Genomic DNA, 21,794 nt, shown 5'->3' on the forward strand with positions numbered 1-21,794 from the left:
CCTATTCCTCAAGAAGAACGCTCGGACCCCGGGCTTTACCGGAATGTCAAGTCCGCCAACCTCTCGACTGCTCCCGCCTGCGGGACGAATGTACCGACCTCGAACTCGAGCCAACCGTGCAACGTCGCTGTGGACCATTGCACGCCAGTCGGATCGGCGAGTGTCGTAGTAGCGCGGATCAAAGCCAACCCATGGCCATCGACGACATACCCCTGCGAGGCGCGAACGTCCCTCATTTCAACGTTCGCGGCCAGCGCGCGATCGACCGTGTGTTCCGGAGAATCGTCCGCCTCGAGGGCGCGGATCACCTCGGAGCGAATGGAGGACGCAAATGCGGCCGCTAACTGTTCCTCACCAAATGCACGCAAACTGACCGATGTCGCGATCTTGCTGACGAACTCATTTGCATCCGACAGGTATTGGATTGGGTGAGGCGCTCCTGCAACTTCAGCAAGAAGTTCCGTGTAGAGCCCTCCGTGACCGAAATCCTTCGTGTTGTCGGTTACGAAGAAGATCTCGTTCCCGTCGTTCGCAAGCTTCGCGACAGTTAACCAGATGGCACTGTCCCGCCCTCCCTTACCCAGCCTGGCAGGGGCGAGACGTCGCGCCTCTCTCCTGAACGCCTCGACGGCGTCCGCACCATCGAGCGGGAGCACTTCGAATAATTCCCTCAGCCGATCTTCAAATTCGCCCGCGACATCCTCCCCCGTCGGCGCGTAGATAGGCTCGATACTTGTCATACGACTCAATTCGGCGTGCGCCGCCAAGAATGGCTTCAGGTGCCTGTTAGCCGCCTCTCGTCTCATGTTCGACGCCTCGTGCAGGGTCACCTCTGAAATCGCGGGCTGAATTTCCTTCAAAGCACAAAGACGGAAAAGCGCCATCCAGAACGCGCTAGTGAAATTGGAAGATGAGGGTAGCGCGTTCGTGTCGAACACAAGGTAAGTGCCCACGCCGCGTCAAACCTGAGCGATCCGGCTCTCGATTTCCGAGGCCAAGCTGCGGAAATCTACGAGGGTATCGCGGGCCCTCACATACTGCGCCCCGCGAGCCTCCGCACCCGACAACTCGAAGATGGCTGCATTGGCTTCTTGGGCCATTGGCACGAGGCTCGATAGGTTGCGCACAGTGCCGATCTGCCCGGCGGGAACAGGAATGGTCACGCCAGCTCCACGCAACTGCTCGACGACTTCCCTTTCATAGGCCCCTGGGATTTGCTCGAGCCATCGCTTGAACGCGGTCGCGGGGGCACTTCGATAGCTCGCGAACTGTTGGCTTATGTAGCCCACCGGCGAGGGGCGACCCGCTGGCAAGCCACCGCTGATCTGGGTCGCAACTCCCGTGCGCTCTGCTTGCGCAACAGCGGCGTGCCATTCTCCTATCCATGTCGATACAGCGCGCCCAACGCTCGGCAGTGCTGTTAGCGAAAATAGGTCAGGGGAGAGCGGGACGACAAACCCATCCGAACTCAGGATCACGACGCGGTTCAGAGCACCAACGCTCGGCCCCACGTCGATGAGTACCACGTCGGCCGCCACAGCAGACACGGCCGCATTTATAATGCGCCAGAGCGCCGTAGTCCTTTGAAACCCGGGGTATCGTCCCGCGAGAGTATCTGACCAGCCGCCCGCCAGGCTCTCTTCATACTCGCTCAGCAGAATGTGTCCGGGAATAAGCCATGCGCTCTCGCGGATTTGTACCGGCTCGGGGGTAAGAGGCTCGCCCGTGGTACGGATAACCGGTAGCAGGGCGTCATAGATCGTCTGCCCTGAGTCAAGGGCCGACTGATAGTCCTGCGCCGCGAGAGCAGTGCCCGTCAGATTCGCCTGCGGATCCGCGTCTACGAAGAGGACCCGCCGCCCAAGCCCCGCCAGCGCCACACCCACGTTGAAGAGAAGTGTGGTCTTCCCAACCCCGCCCTTGTGGTTGAAAAATGAAACGACCTTCACGACTGTCTGCCCTCACTCCGCATTTGATATCTGGCTCTCGAACGCTCATGCTGCGAACCGCGGTCGGATACCTAGCGGTCCCTTAGCTCCCACAGTGCCACCGCTGACGCTGACGCGACATTGAGCGAATCCACTCCGCCGCGCATCGGGATCGTCACCACGTCATCAGCGAGGTCCATCGAGCGGGCCGAGAGCCCGTGCCCCTCCGTGCCGAACACTATCGCAAGCTTGTCGACCCGTTGCACGCTGAGTTGGTCAAGAGTGATGGCCCCGTCACGGAAGCCGAACGCTGCGATCCGGAACCCCAGATGTTTCAAGGCTTCCGCGCCTCCCTCCGCGAGGTCAGGCATCCGGGACCAAGGCACCTGGAACACCGTGCCCATACTCACACGCACGCTCCGACGATAGAGCGGGTCGGCACACCTTGGCGTGACCAGGACTGCGTCGGCTCCCAGCGCCGCGCAGTTCCGCATGATCGCACCGACGTTCGTGTGGTCGACGATGTCCTCGAGTACGAGCACGAGCCGCGCCCCCGCGACGATGTCGCTGACCGGTGCGGCGGCGGGCCGGTGCATGGCGGCGAGGGCGCCACGGTGCACGGCGTAGCCGGTCACCTGTTCGGCGACCTCGTCGGAGACGACGAAGACGGGCGCGTCACCCGCGAGACCGGTCACATCGGGAAGCCATTTCTCCTGCACGAGGAACGAGCGCGCGCGGTGTCCGGCCGCGTGGGCTCGCGCGATGACCTTGGCCGACTCGGCGATGTAGAGCCCGCCGGCCGGCTCGACCACCCGGCGCAGCGCGACGTCGGTCAGGTCGCGGTAGTCAGAGAGGCGGGGGTCGGAGGCGTCGTCGATGCGGATCACGGGCACCCTCCCACCCTGGCATGTCGCCCGGGCGATGCGCGGACGCTCGTAGAGTGGGACTGTGACGAAACCCGACCTCGAGACGCCCGCGGGCGACGAGATCGAGAACGCCCTGCAGGTACTCGCGGGCCGTCGCATCGCGGTGCTCACCGGAGCCGGCGTGTCGACCGACTCGGGCATCCCGGACTACCGCGGCGCCGGAGCGCCGGTGCGGACGCCCATGACGGCGCAGCAGTTCCTCGCGAGCGCTGACGCGCGTCGGCGGTACTGGGTGGGCAGCCACCTGGGCTGGCAGGCCTTCGCGGCGGCGCGACCGAACGACGGTCATGCGGCGCTGGCCGATCTCGAGCGATCCGGCGTCGTCACGGGCGTCATCACGCAGAACGTCGACGGTCTGCATCTGCGGGCCGGAAGCAGTCGGGTGGTCGAACTGCACGGAACGATGCGACGCGTGTTCTGCCTGCACTGCGGTCAGGTCTTCGACCGGCGCGATCTCGCCGAGCGCGTGGAGCGGGACAACCCGTGGATCACGGTTCCCGAGAACGTCGAGCTCGGTCCCGACGGCGACGTCCTGCCCGCGACGAGTGACGGTTTCATCGTGCCCACGTGCACGGTCTGCGACGGCATGCTGAAGCCGGATGTCGTCTTCTTCGGCGAGTTCGTGCCGCGGGAGAAGTTCGCGGAGGCCGAGCAGCTCGTGCGCACGAGCGAGGCGCTGATCGTCGCCGGGTCGTCGTTGGTGGTCAACTCCGGCGTCCGGCTCGTCGAGCGCGCACGCCGACGCAAGCTCCCGGTGGTCATCGTCAACCGAGGGGCGACGCGCTCCGACCCCAAAGCGACCGTCAAGATCGATGACGGCACGAGCCGTGTCCTGCGTGTCTTCGCCGACGCGCTGCCGTCCCGGCGGTGAGGTCGAGGCCGGACGGCCGTCAGCGTAGGGTCGAGAGGTGACCATTCTGACCCTCGTGCGCCACGGCGAGACCGATTGGAACCGCGAACGCCGGATCCAGGGCTCCACCGACATCCCGCTCAACGACACGGGCCGTGAGCAAGCCCGTGCCGTCGCCGTCGCCCTGCGGGAGTCGATCGCCGGCGATGCGGTCGTGGCCTCGAGCGACCTGTCGCGAGCAGCCGAGACGGCGCGGATCATCGCGGACGGTCTGGGCGCCGCGCCGCCGCGCACCTATCCCGAGTTGCGAGAGCGCGGCTACGGGGATGCCGAGGGCGTCGGGGTCGAGGAGTTCCATGCCCGCTGGGGCGAATGGGCCGTGGCCGACGTGCCGAATGCGGAGCCGTGGCCGGTGGTCCGGCAGCGGGCGCTGCGCGGGCTCGAGCGGGCCGTCCGGGATGCACGTGCCGACACGGCGCCGACCGCGGTGCCGCTGATCGTCGTCGCCCACGGCGCGCTCATCCGCGAGGTCATCCGTCATGCGACCGCGGAGGAGTTCCCGTTGCAGGGAGTCCGGCTCGCCAACGGCTCGGCGCACACGTTCGTTATGGAGCGCGAGCGCCTGCGCCTCATCGACTCCCCCGCGCTCGCGCCGATCTGACCCCGCGGCCACCCCCTCCACGTTCCGCAAGAGGTCATGCTCATGAGTGGGGCTCCGAGCGGTGTATCGTCCAGCATCATGACCATGCACGACCGCGTCGACCTCGCGTTGCTCGAAGCTCTCGCCGACGACCCCCGGGCCACCGTGGTCGCCCTCGCCGAGCGCCTGCGGATGTCACGCAACACGGTGCAGGCGAGGATGGCACGGCTGGAGCAGTCGGGGGTCTTCCTGTCCTACGAGCGGTCGATCTCGATGCGTGCCCTCGGCTTCCCGATCGAGGCGCTCATCAGCGTCGTGCTCCGTCAACCCGACCTCCCGCGTATCGCGCGCGAGCTCGCGACCATCCCCGAGGTGCTGCAGGCCCAGGGGCTGAGCGGTCAGGTCGACCTGATGGTCCGTGTGGTCGCGCGCGACACGCAGCACCTGTTCGCCGTCGACGCGCGCATCCTCGCCATCGACGGGGTCGAGCGCACGGAGACCTCGCTCATCATGGACGACGTGATCCCGCACCGGGTCAAGCCGTTGCTCGCTGAGGGGCGCGCGGTCTGACGGCTGCCGTGGCGCGGTCTGCGTCGAGTCGGACGAGGACCACACCGACGAGGATGAGCGCGCCGCCGACGAACTGGACCGGCGCGGGCGCCTCCGCCAGGAGCAGCCACGCGAAGCCGAGTGCGAACAGCACCTCCGAGAGGCCGATGAACGAGGCCAGGCGCGATCCCGTGCGCGGCACCGCGGAGACACCCAGGGCGTAGGCCGTTCCGGTCGCGGCGCCCACCCAGAGCAGGACGACGAGGGGCGGCAGTTGCATCCCGACCACGTCTGCGAGCACGGCGTTCGTCGCGAAGGGCAGGAATCCGGTGAGGAGGAAGGTGCCGATGATCGCGCTCGCGACCACCATGCCGCCGGCGGCCAGGACGAGGGGCGGCAGCGTGTCGCCGGTGCGCTCGGCCATGACGAAGTAGACGCACGTGCAGAGGGCCGCGCCGAGAGCGAGGAGCGTCCCCCAGAAGTCGAAACGTGCTCCGGCGATGTCGACGACCAGCACCAGCCCCGCCATGGCGACGACGGAGCCGGCGATCACCGTCGGCGACGGCCGGCGGCGGGTGGTCAGCCAGACCCAGATCACCAGGAGCACGGGCGCGAGGTATTGGATGAGGAGGGCGACGGCGACCGGCATCCGCTGCATGGCCGAGAAGTAGAACAGCTGGCAGCCGACGACGGGCATCGCACCGAAAGCGATCAATGCCAGCCCGTGCCGACGCAAGAAGTGCCGTTCTCGAGCGATCGCGCGGATCAGGAACGGCGACAGCACGAGGGCTGCGACGCCGATCCGGATGAACAGCGCGGCGCCCAATGACCAGCCGTTCTCGAGCAACGGCTTCACGAGCGGACCGCTCGACGAGAAGGCGAGCGCGGAGGCGACGGCCATGGCCATGCCCGCGGTCCGCCTGCCGGGGGCGCCGGCGGGCAGGGGCTCCGGTGCGCCTGCGATGATGGGCAGGGGCGCGGTGGGGTTCGTCATCGGCAGCCTCGATGGTCAGGGGTGAAAGTTATCTACACTCGTGACAGTAATGCTCGCTATCGTCAGGAGTCAACGTGGTCTTCATCCATGACACGGAATTGTCGCTGCGCGCGACGGCTGCGCTGGTCAACACGCTCCCGCTCACGAGCGCAGACGCCGCCGACACGCTCACCGACGGGGACGATCTGGATGCCTTCCTCACCGAGTTCGCCTTCACCGGCGGGATCGTGCGCGACGACGCCGAACTGCAGGCGATGCGCGGCATCCGGTCACGCCTCCGCGAGCTCTGGGAGCTCGACCGTGACTCCGCCGTGCCCCATGTCAACGCGATGCTGCGAGACGGCCACGCTCAACCTCAGCTGGTGATCCACGACGGATACGACTGGCATATCCATGCCACTCCGGACGACGCCCCGCTGGCGACGCGCGTGCTCGTGGAAGCCGGTATGGCTTTCGTCGACGTCATCCGGGCCGACGCTTACGACCGCGTGCGGATCTGCTCCGCCGACGACTGCGCCGCGGTCTACGTCGACTTCTCGAAGAACGGCTCGAAGCGCTACTGCGACACGGGCAACTGCGGCAACCGCATGAACGTCAACGCGTACCGTCGTCGGAAGGCGCGAGAAACCGCTTGATGGCCGCGGCGGCCTCGCGGGGCTTCTCGTAATGGATGAGATGCCCCACACCGTCGATCTCGACGAGTTCGGCCGCGGGGAACAGCTCGCGCAGCCGGCGCTCGGCCGCGATCGGGGTGATGTCGTCCTGAACGGCGGCGATGAGCAGTGTCGGCTGCGGGATGCGCGGAGCGAACGCGCGGACGTCATGGGAGACCGACGTCACGAACGCGTCGCGGAGCACGTCGCGATCGGCGAAGCTCGAGAAGTAGGTGTCGTGCTGGTCGTGGACGAACCGGCGCAGCGTCCGGTCGCGCGTCTTGACCATCGCGAGGCTCATCACCCGGACGATCAGCCGGTTGCGCAGCAGCGCCTCGCCCGCCCGCCGCGGGATGCGCGCCCCGACGTCGTAGTACCAGACGGCGAGGCGCGTGAAGATTCCGCGCGGTCCTTCGAGCGCGGGCGCGCCGATGGGGTTGATGAGGATCAGCCGGGGGGTCGGGAGCCCGCCCGCCACCGCAGCGGAGGAGACGATGGAGCCGAACGAGTGGCCGACGACCACCGCGCCGGGAGCGACGGCGGCCACGAAGGCGGTGAGCCAGTCGGCGTATGTCTCGAGGTCGTGTTCGCGTCCCGGTATCGGGGCGGTCTCGCCGAATCCCGGCAGGTCGGGCATGATGACGCGCACGTCACCGAGATGCGCGACGACCGGCTCCAGACCGTGGTGCTCCCCCCGGAATCCGTGCACGGCCACGAGCGTCTGGGGGGCGTCGTCGCGTCCGTAGACCCAGTACGCGGTCGTCCCGCCGAGGACCTCGGTCTCGAGGCGGCGCACCGGGATGCGTGCGAGCAGGGAGTCGTACGGAGAGACGGTCGGCACCCGTCGAGTCTACGGAGGCGGCGCGTCGGATCCTGCGTGTCCGACCTGAGTCGTAGCCTCGATTCCGTGGAGCCGGATCGCCCCCTCGTCGTCGCTACGCCCGAACTCGACCTATGGCCCTGCGCGGCACCCGAGTGGTGCCAGGTGGTCGGGGTCTTCGACCTCGAGACGACGGGCGTCGACGTCACCGTCGATCGCATCGTCACAGCGCACGTGGGCGTCCTCGACGCCGACGGAACACCGGTGCGCGCCGACAGCTGGCTGGCAGATCCAGGAGTCGACATCCCCGATGGTGCTGCGGCGATCCACGGCATCACCACCGAGCACGCTCGCCGACACGGACGGCCCGCGTCGGACGTGGTCGCGGAGGTCGTCGCAGCCCTGCGCGGCCTGTTCGACGCCGGCATCCCGGTGGTGGCGTACAACGCGCCGTTCGATTTCTCGATGCTGAAGTACGAGGCCCTGCGCTACGGGATCGGTCCGATCCTCTCGCCCTCCCCCGTCATCGACCCGCTCGTCATCGACAAGCGGTATGACCGCTACCGCCGCGGGAAGCGCACCCTCTCGGTGGTCGCCGAGCACTACGCCGTCACGCTCACCGGGGCGCACGAGGCTTCTGCAGATGCGATCGCTGCGGGGCGCGTCGCGCAGATCCTCGCCGAGCGGTTCGCCGATGGCCTGCCGTCGACCGCCGCGGAACTGCACACGCGCCAGGTCGGCTGGGCACGGGCTCAGGCTGAGAGCCTCACCGAGTACTTCGTCAGCATCGGGCGGATCGACGCCGACGTCGACGGGTCGTGGCCCATCCGCTGATCAGCCGGCGTCCGGAGGCGCGACGCGCGCGCCGGCGACATCGGCGCGGGGGCGGCCCCGACCAGCGAGACCGCCCCCGCGCCGTGGGCGACGGTCCTCAGACCGCGGTCAGCTCTGACGAGCGCTCGCGGGTCCGGATCGCGCGGTTGACGCACGATACGACGGCCTTGAGGCTCGCCGTCGAGATGTCGCCGTCGATACCGACGCCCCAGAGGCGCTGGTCGTCGACCTGCAGCTCGACATAGGCCGCCGCCTGAGCGTCGCCGCCCGAGCTCAGCGTGTGCTCGACGTAGTCGTAGAGCGAGATGTCGAAGCCGCGGTCGCGCAGCACCGCGAGGAACGCCGCGATCGGGCCGTTGCCGACACCCGACACCTCGTCGTGCTCATCGCCGTCGCGCAGCGTGACATCGAGCCGGACGTCGCCCGACATGTCGCTCTGGGTGCGGGTGCCCAGCAGCTCGAACCGGCCCCACTTGTCGTCGTCGGCCGATGCGGGCAGGTACTCGTCGGTGAAGATCGACCAGATCTGCTCGCTCGTGACCTCGCCGCCCTCGGCATCCGTCTTCTCCTGCACGACTCCCGAGAACTCGATCTGCAGCTTGCGCGGCAGATCCAGCGCGTGGTCGGTCTTGAGCAGGTAGGCGACGCCACCCTTGCCCGACTGCGAGTTCACCCGGATCACCGCTTCGTACGAACGCCCGAGGTCCTTGGGATCGACGGGCAGGTACGGCACCGCCCATTCGATCTCGTCGACCGAGACGCCGTCGGCGGCCGCGCGCGCGGCCATCGCCTCGAAGCCCTTCTTGATGGCGTCCTGGTGCGAGCCGCTGAACGCGGTGAAGACGAGGTCTCCGGCCCAGGGGCTCCGCTCGGGCACGGGCAGCTGGTTGCAGTATTCGACCGTGCGCTTGATGCCGTCGACGTCGCTGAAGTCGATCTGCGGGTCGATGCCCTGCGTGAACAGGTTGATGCCCAGCGCGACGAGGTCGACGTTGCCGGTGCGCTCCCCGTTGCCGAACAGGCAGCCCTCGATGCGGTCGGCGCCGGCCATGTAGCCGAGCTCCGCGGCGGCGATCGCCGTGCCACGGTCGTTGTGCGGATGCAGCGAGAGCACGATGTTCTCGCGATGCGCGAGGTGACGGCTCATCCACTCGATCGAGTCGGCGTACACGTTCGGCGTAGCCATCTCGACGGTCGCAGGCAGGTTGATGATCACCTTGCGGTCGGGCGTCGGCTCGAAGATCTCGATGACCTGGTTGCAGACGTCGACGGCGAACTCGAGCTCGGTACCCGTGTAGCTCTCGGGCGAGTACTCGTAGTAGACCGCCGTCTCGGGGATGGTCCGCTCGTACTGCCGGCACAGGCGGGCGCCCTCGAGGGCGATGTCGATGATGCCCTGGCGGTCGGTGCGGAAGACGACCTCGCGCTGCAGGATGCTCGTCGAGTTGTACAGGTGGACGATCGCCTGCTTCGCGCCGGCGATCGCTTCGTACGTGCGCTTGATGAGGTGCTCGCGGGCCTGCGTCAGCACCTGGATCGTCACGTCGTCGGGAATCAGGTCGTCCTCGATCAACTGGCGCACGAAGTCGAAGTCGGTCTGGCTGGCGCTCGGGAACCCGACCTCGATCTCCTTGTAGCCCATCTTCACGAGCAGCTCGAACATCACGCGCTTGCGCTCGGGACTCATCGGATCGATCAGCGCCTGGTTGCCATCGCGCAGGTCGACCGCGCACCAGCGGGGCGCCGTCTCGATGCGCTTCGCGGGCCAGGTGCGGTCGGGCAGATCGACGCGGATCTGCTCGTGGAACGGCCGGTACTTGTGGATCGGCATGCCCGAAGGCTTCTGGTTGTTCTCCATGGTCGTCTCGCTCTTCCTCTTCGGGTGTGGCGGGCCAACGCGAAGCTCCGCGACGAGAGAGGCCCTAGAACGAGGACTCGTCGCGGCGACTAAGGAGGAGAAGTCGGCCGAAGCGCATGCGCCCAGGTTACACCCCGCTCACCGTCGGGACGCACACGGGCGTGCCTCGCCTGAGACGAAGGCCTCGTGCGCGACACTGTGGGGATATGAGAAGTGCGCGCGCGGGCTCGTCCGCCCTCCTGATGTGTGCGATCGCCCTGACGGCGGGATGCGCCTCTACGCCCGCGGCCGGCCCGACCTCCCTCGACCCCGCGCCGCCGAGCGGCGACGTCGTTGCGCAAGGGACGGTCCTCGATGACGGCTCCGGTGCCGAGCTCTGTCTCGGAGCGGTCGCGGAGTCGGCACCGCCGCAGTGCTCCGGGATCCCGCTCGAGGCGTGGGACTGGGCGTCGGTGACCGACGCGACCACGATGTCTGGCGCGACGTGGGGCGCGTACGCCGTCCAGGGACGTTACGACGGATCGTCGCTCACGGTGACCGCGCCGGCGGTTCCGCTGGCACTGTACGACCCCATGCCGCTTCCCGACCCGACGGGCGGCGTGCCCGGCACGGCGGACGACGCGACACTGCGAGACGTCGAGCAGCGGGTGCACGACACGCTCGGTGACACCGTGCTCGCCTCCGGAGCGTACGACGGCCGGCTCTGGGTCACGGTCGTCTGGGACGACGGGACCCTTCAGGATGCCGCCGACGCCGAGTTCGGCGCGGGCGTCGTCGTCATCCAGTCGGCGATGCGGGAGATCGGTTAGAACCCGAGACGCCCGAGCTGCTTGGGGTCGCGCTGCCATTCCTTCGCGACGCGGACGCGCAGCGAGAGGAACACCCGCGTCCCCACGAGGGGTTCGATCTGCGCGCGCGCACGCGCGCCGACATCCGCGAGCCGTGAGCCCTTGCGGCCGATGATGATGGCCTTCTGACTGTCGCGCTCGACCACGATGTTGGCGTAGACATCGGTGAGGTCGGAACCCTCGCGAGGCGCGACGTCCTCCACCGTGACGGCGATCGAGTGGGGCAGTTCGTCGCGCACGCCTTCGAGCGCGGCTTCGCGGATGATCTCGGCGATGCGGTCTTCCGTCGACTCATCCGTCACCACGTCGTCGGGGTACAGCGCCGGCCCTTCGGGCATCAGCGCGAGCAGCTCGTCGGCGAGCACGTCGAGCTGGTCCTCGGTTACGGCGGAGAGCGGGATGACAGCGGCCCAATCCTCGCGAAGGCTGTCGACCTCCATGAGGCGTTCCATGATCTCGTCACGGCTCGCCAGATCGGTCTTGGTCACGATGGCGACCTTCTTCGCACGGGGATAGCCGTCGAGCGACGCGGCGATCCGGCGGTCGCCCGGTCCGACCTTGTCGACGGCGGGCACGAGGAAGCCGATGACGTCGACGTCGCCCAGTACCTGCTCGACGAGGTCGTTCAGGCGCTGGCCGAGCAGGGTGCGCGGCTTGTGGATGCCTGGCGTGTCGACGATGACGAGCTGTCCACCGGGCCGGTTCAGGATGCCGCGGATCGCGCGCCGCGTCGTCTGCGGCTTGTCGCTCGTGATCGCGACCTTCTCCCCCACCAGGGCGTTCGTCAGCGTCGACTTCCCCACATTGGGGCGTCCGACGAAGGTCACGAACCCCGACCGGGTCTCTGCTGCGGTCATCTGCTGTCTTCTCCTCTTCGTGCCACGCGGACCTCTCCGGTTCGCGGGTGCGTCGTATCGTCCGTCGCGTCGGCGGGGGCGCGTTCGACGAAGACGGTCGCGAGGCCCCGCCCGCGGCCACGCGAGACGCCGCCGGTGATCGTGATCCCGTCGACGGTCACGGTCGCACCCGGCATCGGCACCCGCCCGAGCGTCTTGCCCAGCAGCCCGCCGACCGAGTCGACGTCGTCGTCGTCGAGCTCGATGCCGAACAGCTCGCCGACCTCGTCGAGTCCCAGGCGCGCGCTCACGCGGTAGCGGCCGGGCTCGAGCTCGACGACCTCGGCTGCCCCGCGGTCGTACTCATCGGCGATCTCGCCCACGAGCTCCTCGATGAGGTCCTCGAGGGTGATGAGGCCCGCGACACCGCCGTACTCGTCCACGACGAGGCACACGTGGACGGCATCCCGCTTCATCTGCTGCAGCAATGATTCGGCGCGCATCGATTCGGGGACGAACACGGCCGGCCGCGCCACCCGGCCCACGGGTACGTCGCGCCAACCCGTCGTCTCGCCGTACGAGAACTGCACGAGGTCCTTGAGGTAGACGACCCCGACGATGTCATCGCGCTCGTCGTCGGTGACCGGTACCCGCGACACGCCGCGCTCGAGGAAGAGCGCGAGCGCTTCGTGCGTCGTCGCCGTCTGCGGCACGGTGACCATGTCGGTGCGCGGCACCATGACCGCGCGCACGAGCGTGTCGGTGAAGTCGAACACCGAGTGGATGAGGTCGCGGTCGTCGGCTTCGATGAGGTCCTGCGACACCGCTTCGTCGACCATGCTCAGGAGCTGTTCCTCCGAGGCGAAGGACGTGCCGCGAGAGACGCCCGGCGTGACGCGATTGCCCACGATCACCAGGAGATGCGCGAGGGGCCCGAGCACGATGCGAGCACCGCGCACGATCGGAGCGCAGGCGATGAGCAGACCCCGGGCGTGCTGACGGCCGACCGATCGCGGACTCGCGCCGACCAGGACGAAGGACACCGCTGTCATGAGGAGGGCGGCGACGAGGATCGCCCACCACAGGTTCTCGAGCGCCAGCGTCAGCGCGGCGGTGACGAACACGGCCGCGGTCGACTCGGCGAGGATGCGGATGAAGACGACGGCGTTGGCGTGGGCCGTGGTGTCATCGGCGATGCGGCGGAGGGCCTGCTGTCGTCGGCTCGACTCGGCCCAATCGGCGAGATCCGCCCGCGAAGTGACACCGAGCGCCGCGTCGAGAGCGGCCATCAGACCCCCGAGCGCGACGAGGAACACCGCGCCGAGGACGAGGAGGAAGACGGTCACGCGCGGCGGCGCTCGCTCGCGTGGAAGGCCGAGATCAGCTCGCGCTGGAGCCCGAACATCTCGCGCTCCTCCTCCGGCTCCGCGTGGTCGAACCCCAGCAGATGGAGCAGTCCGTGCGTCGTCAGGAGGATGAGCTCGTCGAGCGTCGTGTGACGCGCGGCCTGCGCCTGAGCCTCGGCCACCTGGGGGCACAGCACGATGTCGCCGAGGAGCCCCGGCGGCGTGGGTGCGTCCTCGGTTCCCGGGCGCAGCTCGTCCATCGGGAAGCTCAGCACATCGGTCGGGCCCGGCTCGTCCATCCACTGGACGTGCAGCGACTCCATGGCGCCCTCGTCGACGAGGAGGATGGCGAGATCGGCGTCCGGGCTCACGTTCAGCTGTGCGAGGTTGTGCTCGGTCAGGCGCAGCAGCACGGTCTCGTCGACGGACACGCCGGACTCGTTGGTGATCTCGATGGTCATGAGCGTCCTCGTTTCGGGAGTCGGTCGCGCGGACCGGCGGGCCGCGCCGCGGTGCGCCGCTCGGCCCGGTTGGCGAACTCGCTCGCCTCGTCGCGCTCACGGCGGGCGGCGAGGCGTTGCTCGTCGTACTCGCTGTATGCGTCGACGATGCGCCCGACGAGCGTGTGCCGCACGACGTCGTCGCTCGTGAGGGTCGCGAAATGGATGTCGTCGATGTTCTTCAGAACGCGCGTGACGGTGCGGAGTCCTGACGTGCCCTGGGGAAGGTCCACCTGCGTGATGTCGCCGGTGACGACCATGCGCGTGCCGAACCCGAGACGAGTGAGGAACATCTTCATCTGCTCGGGGGTGGTGTTCTGCGCCTCGTCGAGCACGACGAACGAATCGTTCAGCGTACGTCCGCGCATGTAGGCCAGCGGCGCGACCTCGATCGTGCCGGTCGCCATGAGCTTCGGGACGAGCTCGGGGTCGAGCATCTCGTTGAGCGCGTCGTAGAGCGGCCGCAGGTAGGGGTCGATCTTGTCGGTGAGGGTGCCGGGCAGGAAGCCCAGGCGCTCCCCCGCTTCGACGGCGGGGCGCGTCAGGATGATGCGGTTGACCTCCTTGCGCTGCAAGGCCTGCACCGCCTTCGCCATCGCGAGGTAGGTCTTGCCGGTTCCCGCGGGACCGATGCCGAAGACGATCGTGTTCTCGTCGATCGCGTCGACGTAGGCCTTCTGACCGAGGGTCTTGGGGCGGATGACCTTGCCGCGCGAGGAGAGAATGGCCTCGCCCAGCACCTCGGACGGACGGGGGCCCTCATCGCCGCTCCGGCGCTGCAGGATGCGGCTGGACGTCGTGACATCGCTCGGGTCGAGCCCCTGTCCCGCGCGAGCCATGGCGATCAGCTCGTCGACGAGCGATCGGGCTGCGGCGACGGCATCCGCCGTCCCGGTCAGGGTGATCTCGTTGCCGCGAACCAGGACATCTACGTCGGGGTGCTCCCGCTCGACGACGCGCAGGAGACGGTCTTGGGGTCCGAGCAGCTGGACCATGGCGACACCGTCGGCGAGGATCGTCGCGACGGCGGGTTCGGAAGCATCAGCCACCGAGGCTCCCTTCGGAGAGGCCACCGGCGAGGACGTGGGCGTGAACGTGGAACACGGTCTGTCCCGCGCCGGGGCCGGTGTTGAAGATCAGTCGGAAGTCGCCGTCGGAGTGTTCGGCGGCGACGGCGTTGGCGAGCCCGACGAGTTCGCTGAGAAGGGCGGGGTCGCCCGCGGCGAGTTCGACGACCGTGCGGTAGCGCTCGGTCTTGGGGATCACGAGGAGGTGGACGGGCGCCTGCGGCGCGATGTCGCGGATGGCGAACGCGTTCTCGGTCTCGGCGATGATCTCGGAGGGGATCTCGCCGCGAAGGATGCGCGTGAAGACAGACGGTTCGCTCATTCGTTCAGTCTATCGACGGGGTTCGACGACGGGACGGACGGCTCGGCGTCACCAGCGGCCGAGGGCGACGTTGACGACGCCCAGCGCGGCCGGGCCGGCCGTAGAGGTACGCAGGACCGTGTCGCCCAGACGCACCGTGAGCGCGCCGGCGGCGATGAGTGAGTCGAGCTCATCGGCGGCGATCCCGCCCTCCGGGCCGACGACGAGCGACACGTCGCCCTCGCCCAGCTCGACATCGCTCAGTCGTCGCGTCGCCGTCGGCTCGAGCACCAGCACCCGCTCCGCACCGCACCGCACCGCGATCTCGGACGTCGACACGGGTGCTGCCACGTCGGGCAGCCACGCGCGATGCGCCTGCTTCGCCGCTTCGCGGGCGATGGTCGCCCACCGCTGCACACCGCGCTCGACCTTCGGCCCGCTCCACCGCGACACGCTTCGCGCAGCCTGCCAGGGCACGATCGCGTCGACACCCAGCTCGGTGCAGGCCTGCACCGCGAGCTCGTCGCGATCGCCCTTCGCGAGCGCTTGGATCAGTGTCACGCGCCGCGCGGGCGCGGGGTGCTCGACCCGCGAGTGCACCTCGATGCGTACCAGTTTGGGATCGGCGGCCGTGACGGTCCCCTCCAGCCACGCTCCCGCGCCGTCGCCGACGGTCACCGCCTCACCGACCCGCACGCGTCGCACGCCCGCCGCGTGATGGGCTTCGGCGCCGGTGAGCTCGACGGACTCGGCCGGCTGAGCGGTGAGCGGCGGGTCGACCAGGAAGTGCAACGCCATGCGATCAGCTGTTCCGGAACCGATCGCGGAGCTTGGCGAAAAGGCCCTGGTGGAACTCGGCGAGCTGCGGGGCCGGAGACTTCGTCCGCTTCTTCAGCTCCTCGATGAGCGCCCGTTCCTTGGCGTCGAGGCGCGTCGGGGTGACGACATGGACGCCGACGCGCAGATCTCCGCGCGTCGTGCCGCGAAGCGGAGTGATCCCGCGTCCCTTGATGGTGAGGACATCGCCGGACTGGACGCCCGGGCGCAGCTCGAGGTCGACGGGGCCGTCGAGTGACTCGATCGTCGTGCTGGTGCCGAGGACGGCATCGGGCATCGACACCTCGAGCGTGGCGAGCAGGTCATCGCCCTCGCGGCTGAACACGTCGTGCGGAGCGACGGTGACCTCGAGGTAGAGGTCGCCGTTGGGGCCGCCGGCCGGGCCGACCTCGCCGGATCCGGGAAGCTGCAGGCGCAGGCCCGTCTCGACGCCGGCGGGGATGTCGAGCGAGACGGTGCGGCGAGCCCGGACACGTCCCTGCCCCTGGCAGGTGGTGCACGGGTACGGGATCGTCGTGCCGTAGCCCTGGCAGACGTTGCAGGGCTGCGACGTCACGACATTGCCCAGGAGGCTCCGGACGGTGCGCTGCACGTTCCCCGCGCCGTGGCAGACGTCGCAGGTGACCGGCTGTGTTCCCGGCTGGCAGCACGAGCCCTGGCACGTGTCGCAGAGCACGGCGGTGTCGACCTCGATGTCGCGATGCACGCCGAACACGACGTCGCCCAGTTCGAGGGTGACCCGGACGAGGGCGTCCTGTCCGCGCTCGCGTCGGGAGCGCGGACGCCCGGCGCGACCGCCGCCTCCGGCGCCGCCGCCGAAGAAGGTCTCGAAGATGTCGCTGAAGCCCCCGAAGCCGGCGGCGCCGCCGAAGCCGCCGGCGGAGTCACCGCCCATGTCGTAGCGCTGACGCTGTTCGGGGTCGCTGAGGACGTCGTAAGCGTGGGTTACGAGCTTGAATCGCTCGGACGCATCCTCGCCCGGGTTCACGTCGGGGTGCAGTTCTCGTGCCAGGCGTCGGTACGCCTTCTTGATCTCGTCGGGCGACGCGTCGCGCGCGACGCCCAGGACCTCGTAGTGGTCAGCCACGGATCGCCTTTCCGCCCGGAGGGGCGTGGGTGGGTGGGTCAGCGGGACTTCTCGTCTTCGTCGAGGAGCCGGCTGAGGTAGTGCGCGACGGCGCGGACCGTCGCGAGGTTCGTCGGGTAGTCCATGCGGGTGGGTCCCATCAGGCCGACCCGGGCATGCGAGCCCGGGACGTCGTAGTCGCTCGTGACGACCGAAGCTTCGGACAGCCCGTACGCCTCGTTCTCGCGGCCGATCCGCGCTGCGACGCCGCGGTCGTCGGCGACCATCTCGCCCATGAGCCGAAGCAGCGTCACCTGTTCCTCGATGGCCTCGAGGAGGGGGTAGATGCTCCCGCGGAAGTCGGCCTCGCGGCGCGCGAGCGTCGCGGTCCCGGCCATCACGAGCCGGTCCTGACGGAACGTCTCGAGCTCTTCGACGAGGATACGTGCGATCTCTCGCACGGCGTCGCCGATCGGATCGCCCACCGAGTCGCCCTCCGCGAGGGCTGAGACGGCGGTGACCGCGTCGCGCACGGCGGCGCCGGTGACGGCTGCGCGCAGTGTCGCCTTGGCCACGGCGAACTGTCCCTCATCGAGCAGTGTCCGCACCACTCCGACGCGCTGGGAGACGCGACCGGTGTCGGTCACGACGATGACGACGAGACGCCCGCCGCCCAGGTCGACCAGCTCGAGATGCGACACCTGTGCGCGCGCGAACGACGGATACTGCACCATCGCGACCTGGCCGGTCAGCTGGGTGAGAGCGCGCACCGTGCGGACGAGGAGGTCGTCGAGGTCGGTCGGTCCGTCGAGGAAGGTCGTGATCGCCGAGCGCTGGGCCGCGCTCAGAGGGCGCAGGCCCGCCAGGTGATCGACGAAGACGCGGTATCCCTTGTCGGTCGGGACGCGTCCCGACGACGTGTGCGGGGCGGCGATGAGCTCCTCGTCCTCGAGGAGCGCCATGTCGTTGCGGATCGTGGCGGCCGAGACGCCGAAGGCATGGCGTTCGACGATCGACTTGCTTCCCACGGGCTCGCGGGTGTCGACATAGTCCTGCACGATCGCCCGCAGCACCTGCAGTCCGCGCTCTGAGACCATGTCCGTCACCTCCTGTTTGGCACTCGATGTCTGCGAGTGCCAATTCTATCCCGTGGAGGACCCGGGCCGTCTCCGCGCGATCACTCCGTGAGCGTGCGAACGACAGCATCGGCCATGAGGCGTCCGCGCCGGGTGAGGACGACGCGACCGCGGACGGCTTCGGGGCCCTCGATGAGACCGTCGGCGATGAGGGATGCCACGGAGCGGCGTGCATGGGCGTCCAGTTCGTCGATCGCGAGTCCGTCGACGATCCGCGAACGCAGGAGCACGGATTCCAGGCGCCGGGCATCCGCATCGGGGCGCTCCCGCCCGGCCGCGGGCGAGTCGCCTGCCGCGAGACGCTGGGCGTATGCGGCCGGGTGCTTGACGTTCCACCATCGGAGACCCGCGAGGTGACTGTGTGCCCCCGGTCCGTATCCCCACCAGTCGGTGCCCCGCCAGTAGGCGAGATTGTGGCGCGAGCGCTGGTCGGTCGACCGGGCCCAGTTCGAGACCTCGTACCAGGAGAAGCCGGCGGCGGCGAGACGGTCATCGGCCAGTTCGTACATGTCGGCCTGGAGATCGTCGTCGGGCGCGGCCACCTCACCGCGGCGGATCTGACGCTCGAGACGGGTGCCCTCCTCGATGATCAGCGCATAGGCGGACACATGGTCGGGTTCGAGCGCCACCGCGGTGTCGACCGAGCGCCGCCAGTCGTCGAGGCTCTCCCCCGGCGCGCCGTAGATCAGGTCGACCGAGACGTCGAGTCCGGCCACGCGCGCGGCGGCGACGGCGGTCGAGACGTTCGCGGGGTCGTGCGTCCGGTCGAGGGCCGCCAGCACGTGCGGTACGGCCGACTGCATGCCGATCGACAGGCGCGTCACGCCCGCCGCGGCCAGCTCGTCGGCGACGCGCGCGCTCATCGTGTCCGGGTTCGCCTCGACCGTGACCTCCGCGTCGGCGGCGATGCCGAAGGTGTCACGCACTCCTTGGAGCATCCGCGCGAGGTCGCCGGCCGGAAGCAGCGTGGGTGTGCCGCCGCCGAAGAACATGGTCTGCGCCGCACGCCGGGGGCCGCGCTCGTCGATCACGGAGGCCGACAGCGCGATCTCGCGCAGCACCTCGTCGGCGTACGCGTCCTGCCGCGCGCCCCGCAGCTCGGTGGCGGTGTAGGTGTTGAAGTCGCAGTATCCGCACCGCACCCGGCAGAAGGGGACGTGCAGGTATACCCCGAAGGGCACATCGGGGTCGATGACGAGGTCGTCCGGCAGGGTGCCGCCGACCGGCACCGGATCACCGATCGGCAGTGCCGCCCCCATCAGGCGCCGGGCGTCGCGTACAGCGGCGAGATCGCGCGGAGATATCCCTGGAACAGCAGCCGGCGCCGACGACGGACGAGGCCCTTGAGCAGGCGATAGGCCAGCGCTGTCGGGCGGTCGAACGCTCGCACGACGAACCAGACCTCGTCGTTGTCGCGCCACTCGAGGAGGAACGACTCCTCACCGCTCACGACGGAGCCGCCGACCGTGCCGAGCGCGAACGCGACACGTCGCGGCTCCTCGTCGACGAAGATCACCCGCAGTTCGGCATCCGCGCTCTGGCCCGACACCCGGCCGTGGACCTGCAGGGTGGTGCCGGCTCCGACGTAGGGGGTGCCGTCCGCAGCGAAGCGCTGCTCGTGCTCCATGCTGCTGGGTGCGACGGCGTTGCCCTGGTCGTCGAACGCGACGCCGGTGTACATCGGCCCCGATGCGGGCCGCACATCGGCTACGCGCAGACCTGCCCCACGGAGCGCCGCCCACGACATGAGGAGGTCGGCGGCGGTGTCGAAGCGTGCCTGCCCGCTGCCGATCCGCCAGGCGTCTTCGGCCGGGATGCTGTGCTCGGGCGGATACGCCATGAGGTCGTGGGCGCGCGTCGCACCGACCGCCGCGTAGTCGACGGTCTCGTCTCGGAAGGTCCCGCGTCGCTGATGCATGGGTCTCCTCGTTGCTCCCCGTGGGGCTACTTCTTGTCCTTGCCCTCGACGTCGCCCGACAGCGCGGCGATGAACGCCTCCTGCGGCACCTCGACGCGACCCACCATCTTCATGCGCTTCTTGCCCTCTTTCTGCTTCTCGAGGAGCTTGCGCTTACGCGTGATGTCACCGCCGTAGCACTTGGCGAGGACGTCCTTGCGAATCGCGCGGATGTTCTCGCGGGCGATGATGCGTGCGCCGATGGCGGCCTGGATCGGCACCTCGAACTGCTGGCGCGGGATGAGCTTGCGCAGGCGCTCGGTCATCATCGTGCCGTAAGCGTAGGCCTTCTCGCGGTGGACGATCGAGCTGAACGCGTCGACCTTCTCACCCTGGAGGAGGATGTCGACCTTCACCAGGTCGGCGGTCTGCGACCCGGCGGGCTCGTAGTCGAGGCTCGCGTAGCCCTGCGTGCGCGACTTGAGGTGGTCGAAGAAGTCGAAGACGATCTCGCCGAGCGGCATGTTGTAGCGCAGCTCGACGCGATCCTCGCTCAGGTAGTCCATGCCGAGGAGGGTGCCGCGGCGCGACTGGCAGAGCTCCATGACCGTGCCCACGTAGTCCTTCGGGGCGAGGATGCCGACCTTCACGACCGGCTCGGACACCTCGGCGACGCGGCCGTCGGGGTACTCGCTGGGGTTGGTCACCACGACGGTCTCGCCGGTGTCGGTCGCGACCTCATAGGTCACCGACGGTGCCGTCGTGATGAGGTCGAGGCCGAACTCGCGTGACAGGCGCTCGGTGATGATCTCGAGGTGGAGCAGCCCGAGGAAGCCGCAGCGGAATCCGAATCCGAGCGCGACCGAGGTCTCCGGCTCGTACTGGAGCGACGCGTCTGACAGCTTGAGCTTGTCGAGAGCCTCGCGCAGGTCGCCGTAGTCGCTGCCGTCGATCGGGTAGATGCCGGAGAACACCATCGGCTTGGGGTCGGTGTATCCGGGCAGCGCCTCGGACGCCGGCTTGCGGTGGTTGGTGATCGTGTCGCCGACCTTGGACTGGCGGACGTCCTTCACACCCGTGATCAGGTAGCCGACCTCGCCGACGCCGAGTCCCTTCGTGGGGATCGGCTCGGGGCTCGAGACGCCGATCTCGAGCAGCTCGTGCGTCGCGCGCGTCGACATCATCTGGATGCGCTCGCGCGGTTCGAGCTTGCCGTCGACCATGCGGACGTAGGTGACGACGCCGCGGTAGGCGTCGTAGACAGAGTCGAAGATCATCGCGCGCGCCGGTGCCTCGGGGTCGCCGACGGGGGCGGGAATGCGGTCGACGATGCGATCGAGCAGATCTTCGACCCCCATGCCGGTCTTGCCGCTGACGCGGAGGACGTCTTCGGGGTCACCGCCGATGAGGTTAGCGAGCTCCGCGGCGTACTTCTCGGGGTCGGCCGCCGGGAGGTCGATCTTGTTGAGGACCGGGATGATCTGCAGGTCGTTCTCGAGTGCGAGGTAGAGGTTGGCGAGCGTCTGAGCCTCGATGCCCTGCGCGGCGTCGACGAGCAGGATGGCGCCCTCGCACGCCGCGAGAGAGCGGCTGACCTCGTACGTGAAGTCGACGTGACCGGGCGTGTCGATCATGTTCAGCGCGAACGTGCCGGAGTCCTTCGACCACGGCATCCGGACCGCCTGGCTCTTGATCGTGATGCCGCGCTCGCGCTCGATGTCCATGCGGTCGAGGTACTGGGCCCGCATGTCGCGGTCGGCGACGACGCCGGTGATCTGCAGCATCCGGTCGGCCAGCGTCGACTTGCCGTGGTCGATGTGGGCGATGATGCAGAAGTTGCGGATGAGCTCGGGCGGCGTTGCGGCAGGCGCGAGCGGCTGGAGTGCGCGCGGAGACATGTCCCGGAGA

The 21,794-nt window shown here is 68.7% G+C and carries 23 protein-coding genes; 6 read left to right on the forward strand and 17 right to left on the reverse strand.

What is annotated here, in order from left to right; all coding sequences use genetic code 11:
• Positions 1–35: 35 nt before the first annotated feature.
• The 3 genes from CI089_RS10455 to CI089_RS10465 all read right to left on the reverse strand — a co-directional run bounded on the left by CI089_RS10455 (position 36) and on the right by CI089_RS10465 (position 2,821).
• On the reverse strand, positions 36–953 hold the full coding sequence (locus CI089_RS10455; protein ID WP_143738985.1) for a PIN domain-containing protein: 918 nt from the start codon (positions 951–953) through the stop codon (positions 36–38).
• A gap of 6 nt (positions 954–959) precedes the next feature.
• Positions 960–1,949: a ParA family protein gene (locus CI089_RS10460; protein WP_094261535.1), complete on the reverse strand. Its 990-nt coding sequence runs from the start codon at positions 1,947–1,949 to the stop codon at positions 960–962.
• Between the two features lie 71 nt (positions 1,950–2,020).
• Positions 2,021–2,821, reverse strand: coding sequence for a TrmH family RNA methyltransferase (locus tag CI089_RS10465; RefSeq protein WP_094261536.1), 801 nt, complete (start codon positions 2,819–2,821; stop codon positions 2,021–2,023).
• A gap of 55 nt (positions 2,822–2,876) precedes the next feature.
• On the opposite strand from CI089_RS10465, the gene CI089_RS10470 reads away from it, so the two are divergent.
• From CI089_RS10470 to CI089_RS10480, 3 genes are all read left to right on the forward strand, one after another.
• Entirely contained in the window at positions 2,877–3,725 is an 849-nt protein-coding gene (locus tag CI089_RS10470; protein ID WP_094261537.1) for a Sir2 family NAD-dependent protein deacetylase, read from the forward strand.
• 37 nt (positions 3,726–3,762) lie between these two features.
• On the forward strand, positions 3,763–4,365 hold the full coding sequence (locus CI089_RS10475) for a histidine phosphatase family protein (protein ID WP_094261538.1): 603 nt from the start codon (positions 3,763–3,765) through the stop codon (positions 4,363–4,365).
• Positions 4,366–4,443: 78 nt separating this feature from the next.
• Entirely contained in the window at positions 4,444–4,914 is a 471-nt protein-coding gene (locus CI089_RS10480; RefSeq protein ID WP_094261539.1) for an Lrp/AsnC family transcriptional regulator, read from the forward strand.
• On the opposite strand, the gene CI089_RS10485 is transcribed toward CI089_RS10480, so the two are convergent.
• Positions 4,880–5,887 carry a DMT family transporter gene (locus tag CI089_RS10485; protein WP_094261540.1) on the reverse strand — a complete coding sequence of 336 codons (1,008 nt, stop codon included), beginning with the start codon at positions 5,885–5,887 and terminating at the stop codon, positions 4,880–4,882. The two genes, CI089_RS10480 and CI089_RS10485, sit on opposite strands and share 35 nt — an antisense overlap.
• 74 nt (positions 5,888–5,961) lie before the next feature.
• Here CI089_RS10485 and CI089_RS10490 point away from each other — a divergent pair, with 74 nt between their 5' ends.
• A complete protein-coding gene (locus CI089_RS10490; protein WP_094261541.1) occupies positions 5,962–6,522 on the forward strand; it encodes a CGNR zinc finger domain-containing protein in 561 nt (186 codons plus the stop codon).
• On the opposite strand, the gene CI089_RS10495 is transcribed toward CI089_RS10490, so the two are convergent.
• On the reverse strand, positions 6,482–7,381 hold the full coding sequence (locus tag CI089_RS10495; protein WP_094261542.1) for an alpha/beta fold hydrolase: 900 nt from the start codon (positions 7,379–7,381) through the stop codon (positions 6,482–6,484). The two genes, CI089_RS10490 and CI089_RS10495, sit on opposite strands and share 41 nt — an antisense overlap.
• A 66-nt stretch (positions 7,382–7,447) precedes the next feature.
• On the opposite strand from CI089_RS10495, the gene CI089_RS10500 reads away from it, so the two are divergent.
• Positions 7,448–8,194 carry a 3'-5' exonuclease gene (locus CI089_RS10500; protein ID WP_373441596.1) on the forward strand — a complete coding sequence of 249 codons (747 nt, stop codon included), beginning with the start codon at positions 7,448–7,450 and terminating at the stop codon, positions 8,192–8,194.
• Positions 8,195–8,291: 97 nt separating this feature from the next.
• Here CI089_RS10500 and leuA read toward each other — a convergent pair whose 3' ends face one another.
• Positions 8,292–10,052 carry a 2-isopropylmalate synthase gene (gene leuA / locus CI089_RS10505; protein WP_094261544.1) on the reverse strand — a complete coding sequence of 587 codons (1,761 nt, stop codon included), beginning with the start codon at positions 10,050–10,052 and terminating at the stop codon, positions 8,292–8,294.
• A 206-nt stretch (positions 10,053–10,258) separates the two neighbouring features.
• Between leuA and CI089_RS10510 the strand changes: the two genes are divergently transcribed.
• Complete coding sequence (locus CI089_RS10510) at positions 10,259–10,861, forward strand: hypothetical protein (protein WP_094261545.1); 603 nt, start codon at positions 10,259–10,261, stop codon at positions 10,859–10,861.
• On the opposite strand, the gene era is transcribed toward CI089_RS10510, so the two are convergent.
• The 11 genes from era to lepA form a co-directional block, all read right to left on the reverse strand.
• Positions 10,858–11,757 (reverse strand): GTPase Era, encoded by a 900-nt coding sequence (era, locus tag CI089_RS10515; protein WP_094261546.1) that lies wholly within the window; start codon positions 11,755–11,757, stop codon positions 10,858–10,860. The genes CI089_RS10510 and era overlap by 4 nt on opposite strands.
• Positions 11,754–13,082, reverse strand: a complete 1,329-nt coding sequence (locus CI089_RS10520; RefSeq protein WP_094261547.1) for a hemolysin family protein — start codon at positions 13,080–13,082, stop codon at positions 11,754–11,756. Before CI089_RS10520 ends, era begins: the two co-directional genes overlap by 4 nt.
• Positions 13,079–13,543 (reverse strand): rRNA maturation RNase YbeY, encoded by a 465-nt coding sequence (gene ybeY, locus CI089_RS10525; protein WP_023950734.1) that lies wholly within the window; start codon positions 13,541–13,543, stop codon positions 13,079–13,081. The genes CI089_RS10520 and ybeY overlap by 4 nt, the downstream gene beginning before the upstream one ends.
• The gene (locus CI089_RS10530; RefSeq protein WP_256978073.1) at positions 13,540–14,577 is read right to left on the reverse strand and encodes a PhoH family protein; all 1,038 of its coding nucleotides are present in this window, start codon (positions 14,575–14,577) and stop codon (positions 13,540–13,542) included. Before CI089_RS10530 ends, ybeY begins: the two co-directional genes overlap by 4 nt.
• Before the next feature lie 46 nt (positions 14,578–14,623).
• Positions 14,624–14,971, reverse strand: coding sequence for an HIT domain-containing protein (locus CI089_RS10535; protein WP_094261549.1), 348 nt, complete (start codon positions 14,969–14,971; stop codon positions 14,624–14,626).
• A 48-nt stretch (positions 14,972–15,019) separates the two neighbouring features.
• Positions 15,020–15,748, reverse strand: coding sequence for a 16S rRNA (uracil(1498)-N(3))-methyltransferase (locus CI089_RS10540; protein WP_094261550.1), 729 nt, complete (start codon positions 15,746–15,748; stop codon positions 15,020–15,022).
• Positions 15,749–15,752: 4 nt separating this feature from the next.
• A complete protein-coding gene (gene dnaJ / locus CI089_RS10545) occupies positions 15,753–16,874 on the reverse strand; it encodes a molecular chaperone DnaJ (RefSeq protein ID WP_094261551.1) in 1,122 nt (373 codons plus the stop codon).
• Positions 16,875–16,912: 38 nt separating this feature from the next.
• On the reverse strand, positions 16,913–17,950 hold the full coding sequence (hrcA, locus tag CI089_RS10550) for a heat-inducible transcriptional repressor HrcA (RefSeq protein ID WP_094261552.1): 1,038 nt from the start codon (positions 17,948–17,950) through the stop codon (positions 16,913–16,915).
• A gap of 80 nt (positions 17,951–18,030) precedes the next feature.
• Positions 18,031–19,248 carry a radical SAM family heme chaperone HemW gene (hemW, locus tag CI089_RS10555; RefSeq protein ID WP_094261553.1) on the reverse strand — a complete coding sequence of 406 codons (1,218 nt, stop codon included), beginning with the start codon at positions 19,246–19,248 and terminating at the stop codon, positions 18,031–18,033.
• Positions 19,248–19,907: a DUF1990 family protein gene (locus CI089_RS10560; protein ID WP_094261554.1), complete on the reverse strand. Its 660-nt coding sequence runs from the start codon at positions 19,905–19,907 to the stop codon at positions 19,248–19,250. The genes hemW and CI089_RS10560 overlap by 1 nt, the downstream gene beginning before the upstream one ends.
• Before the next feature lie 26 nt (positions 19,908–19,933).
• Positions 19,934–21,784: a translation elongation factor 4 gene (lepA, locus tag CI089_RS10565; protein WP_023950748.1), complete on the reverse strand. Its 1,851-nt coding sequence runs from the start codon at positions 21,782–21,784 to the stop codon at positions 19,934–19,936.
• Between the last annotated feature and the right edge of the window lie 10 nt (positions 21,785–21,794).

Source organism: Microbacterium sp. Yaish 1 (genome assembly GCF_002245215.1).
Taxonomy (GTDB): Bacteria; Actinomycetota; Actinomycetes; order Actinomycetales; family Microbacteriaceae; genus Microbacterium.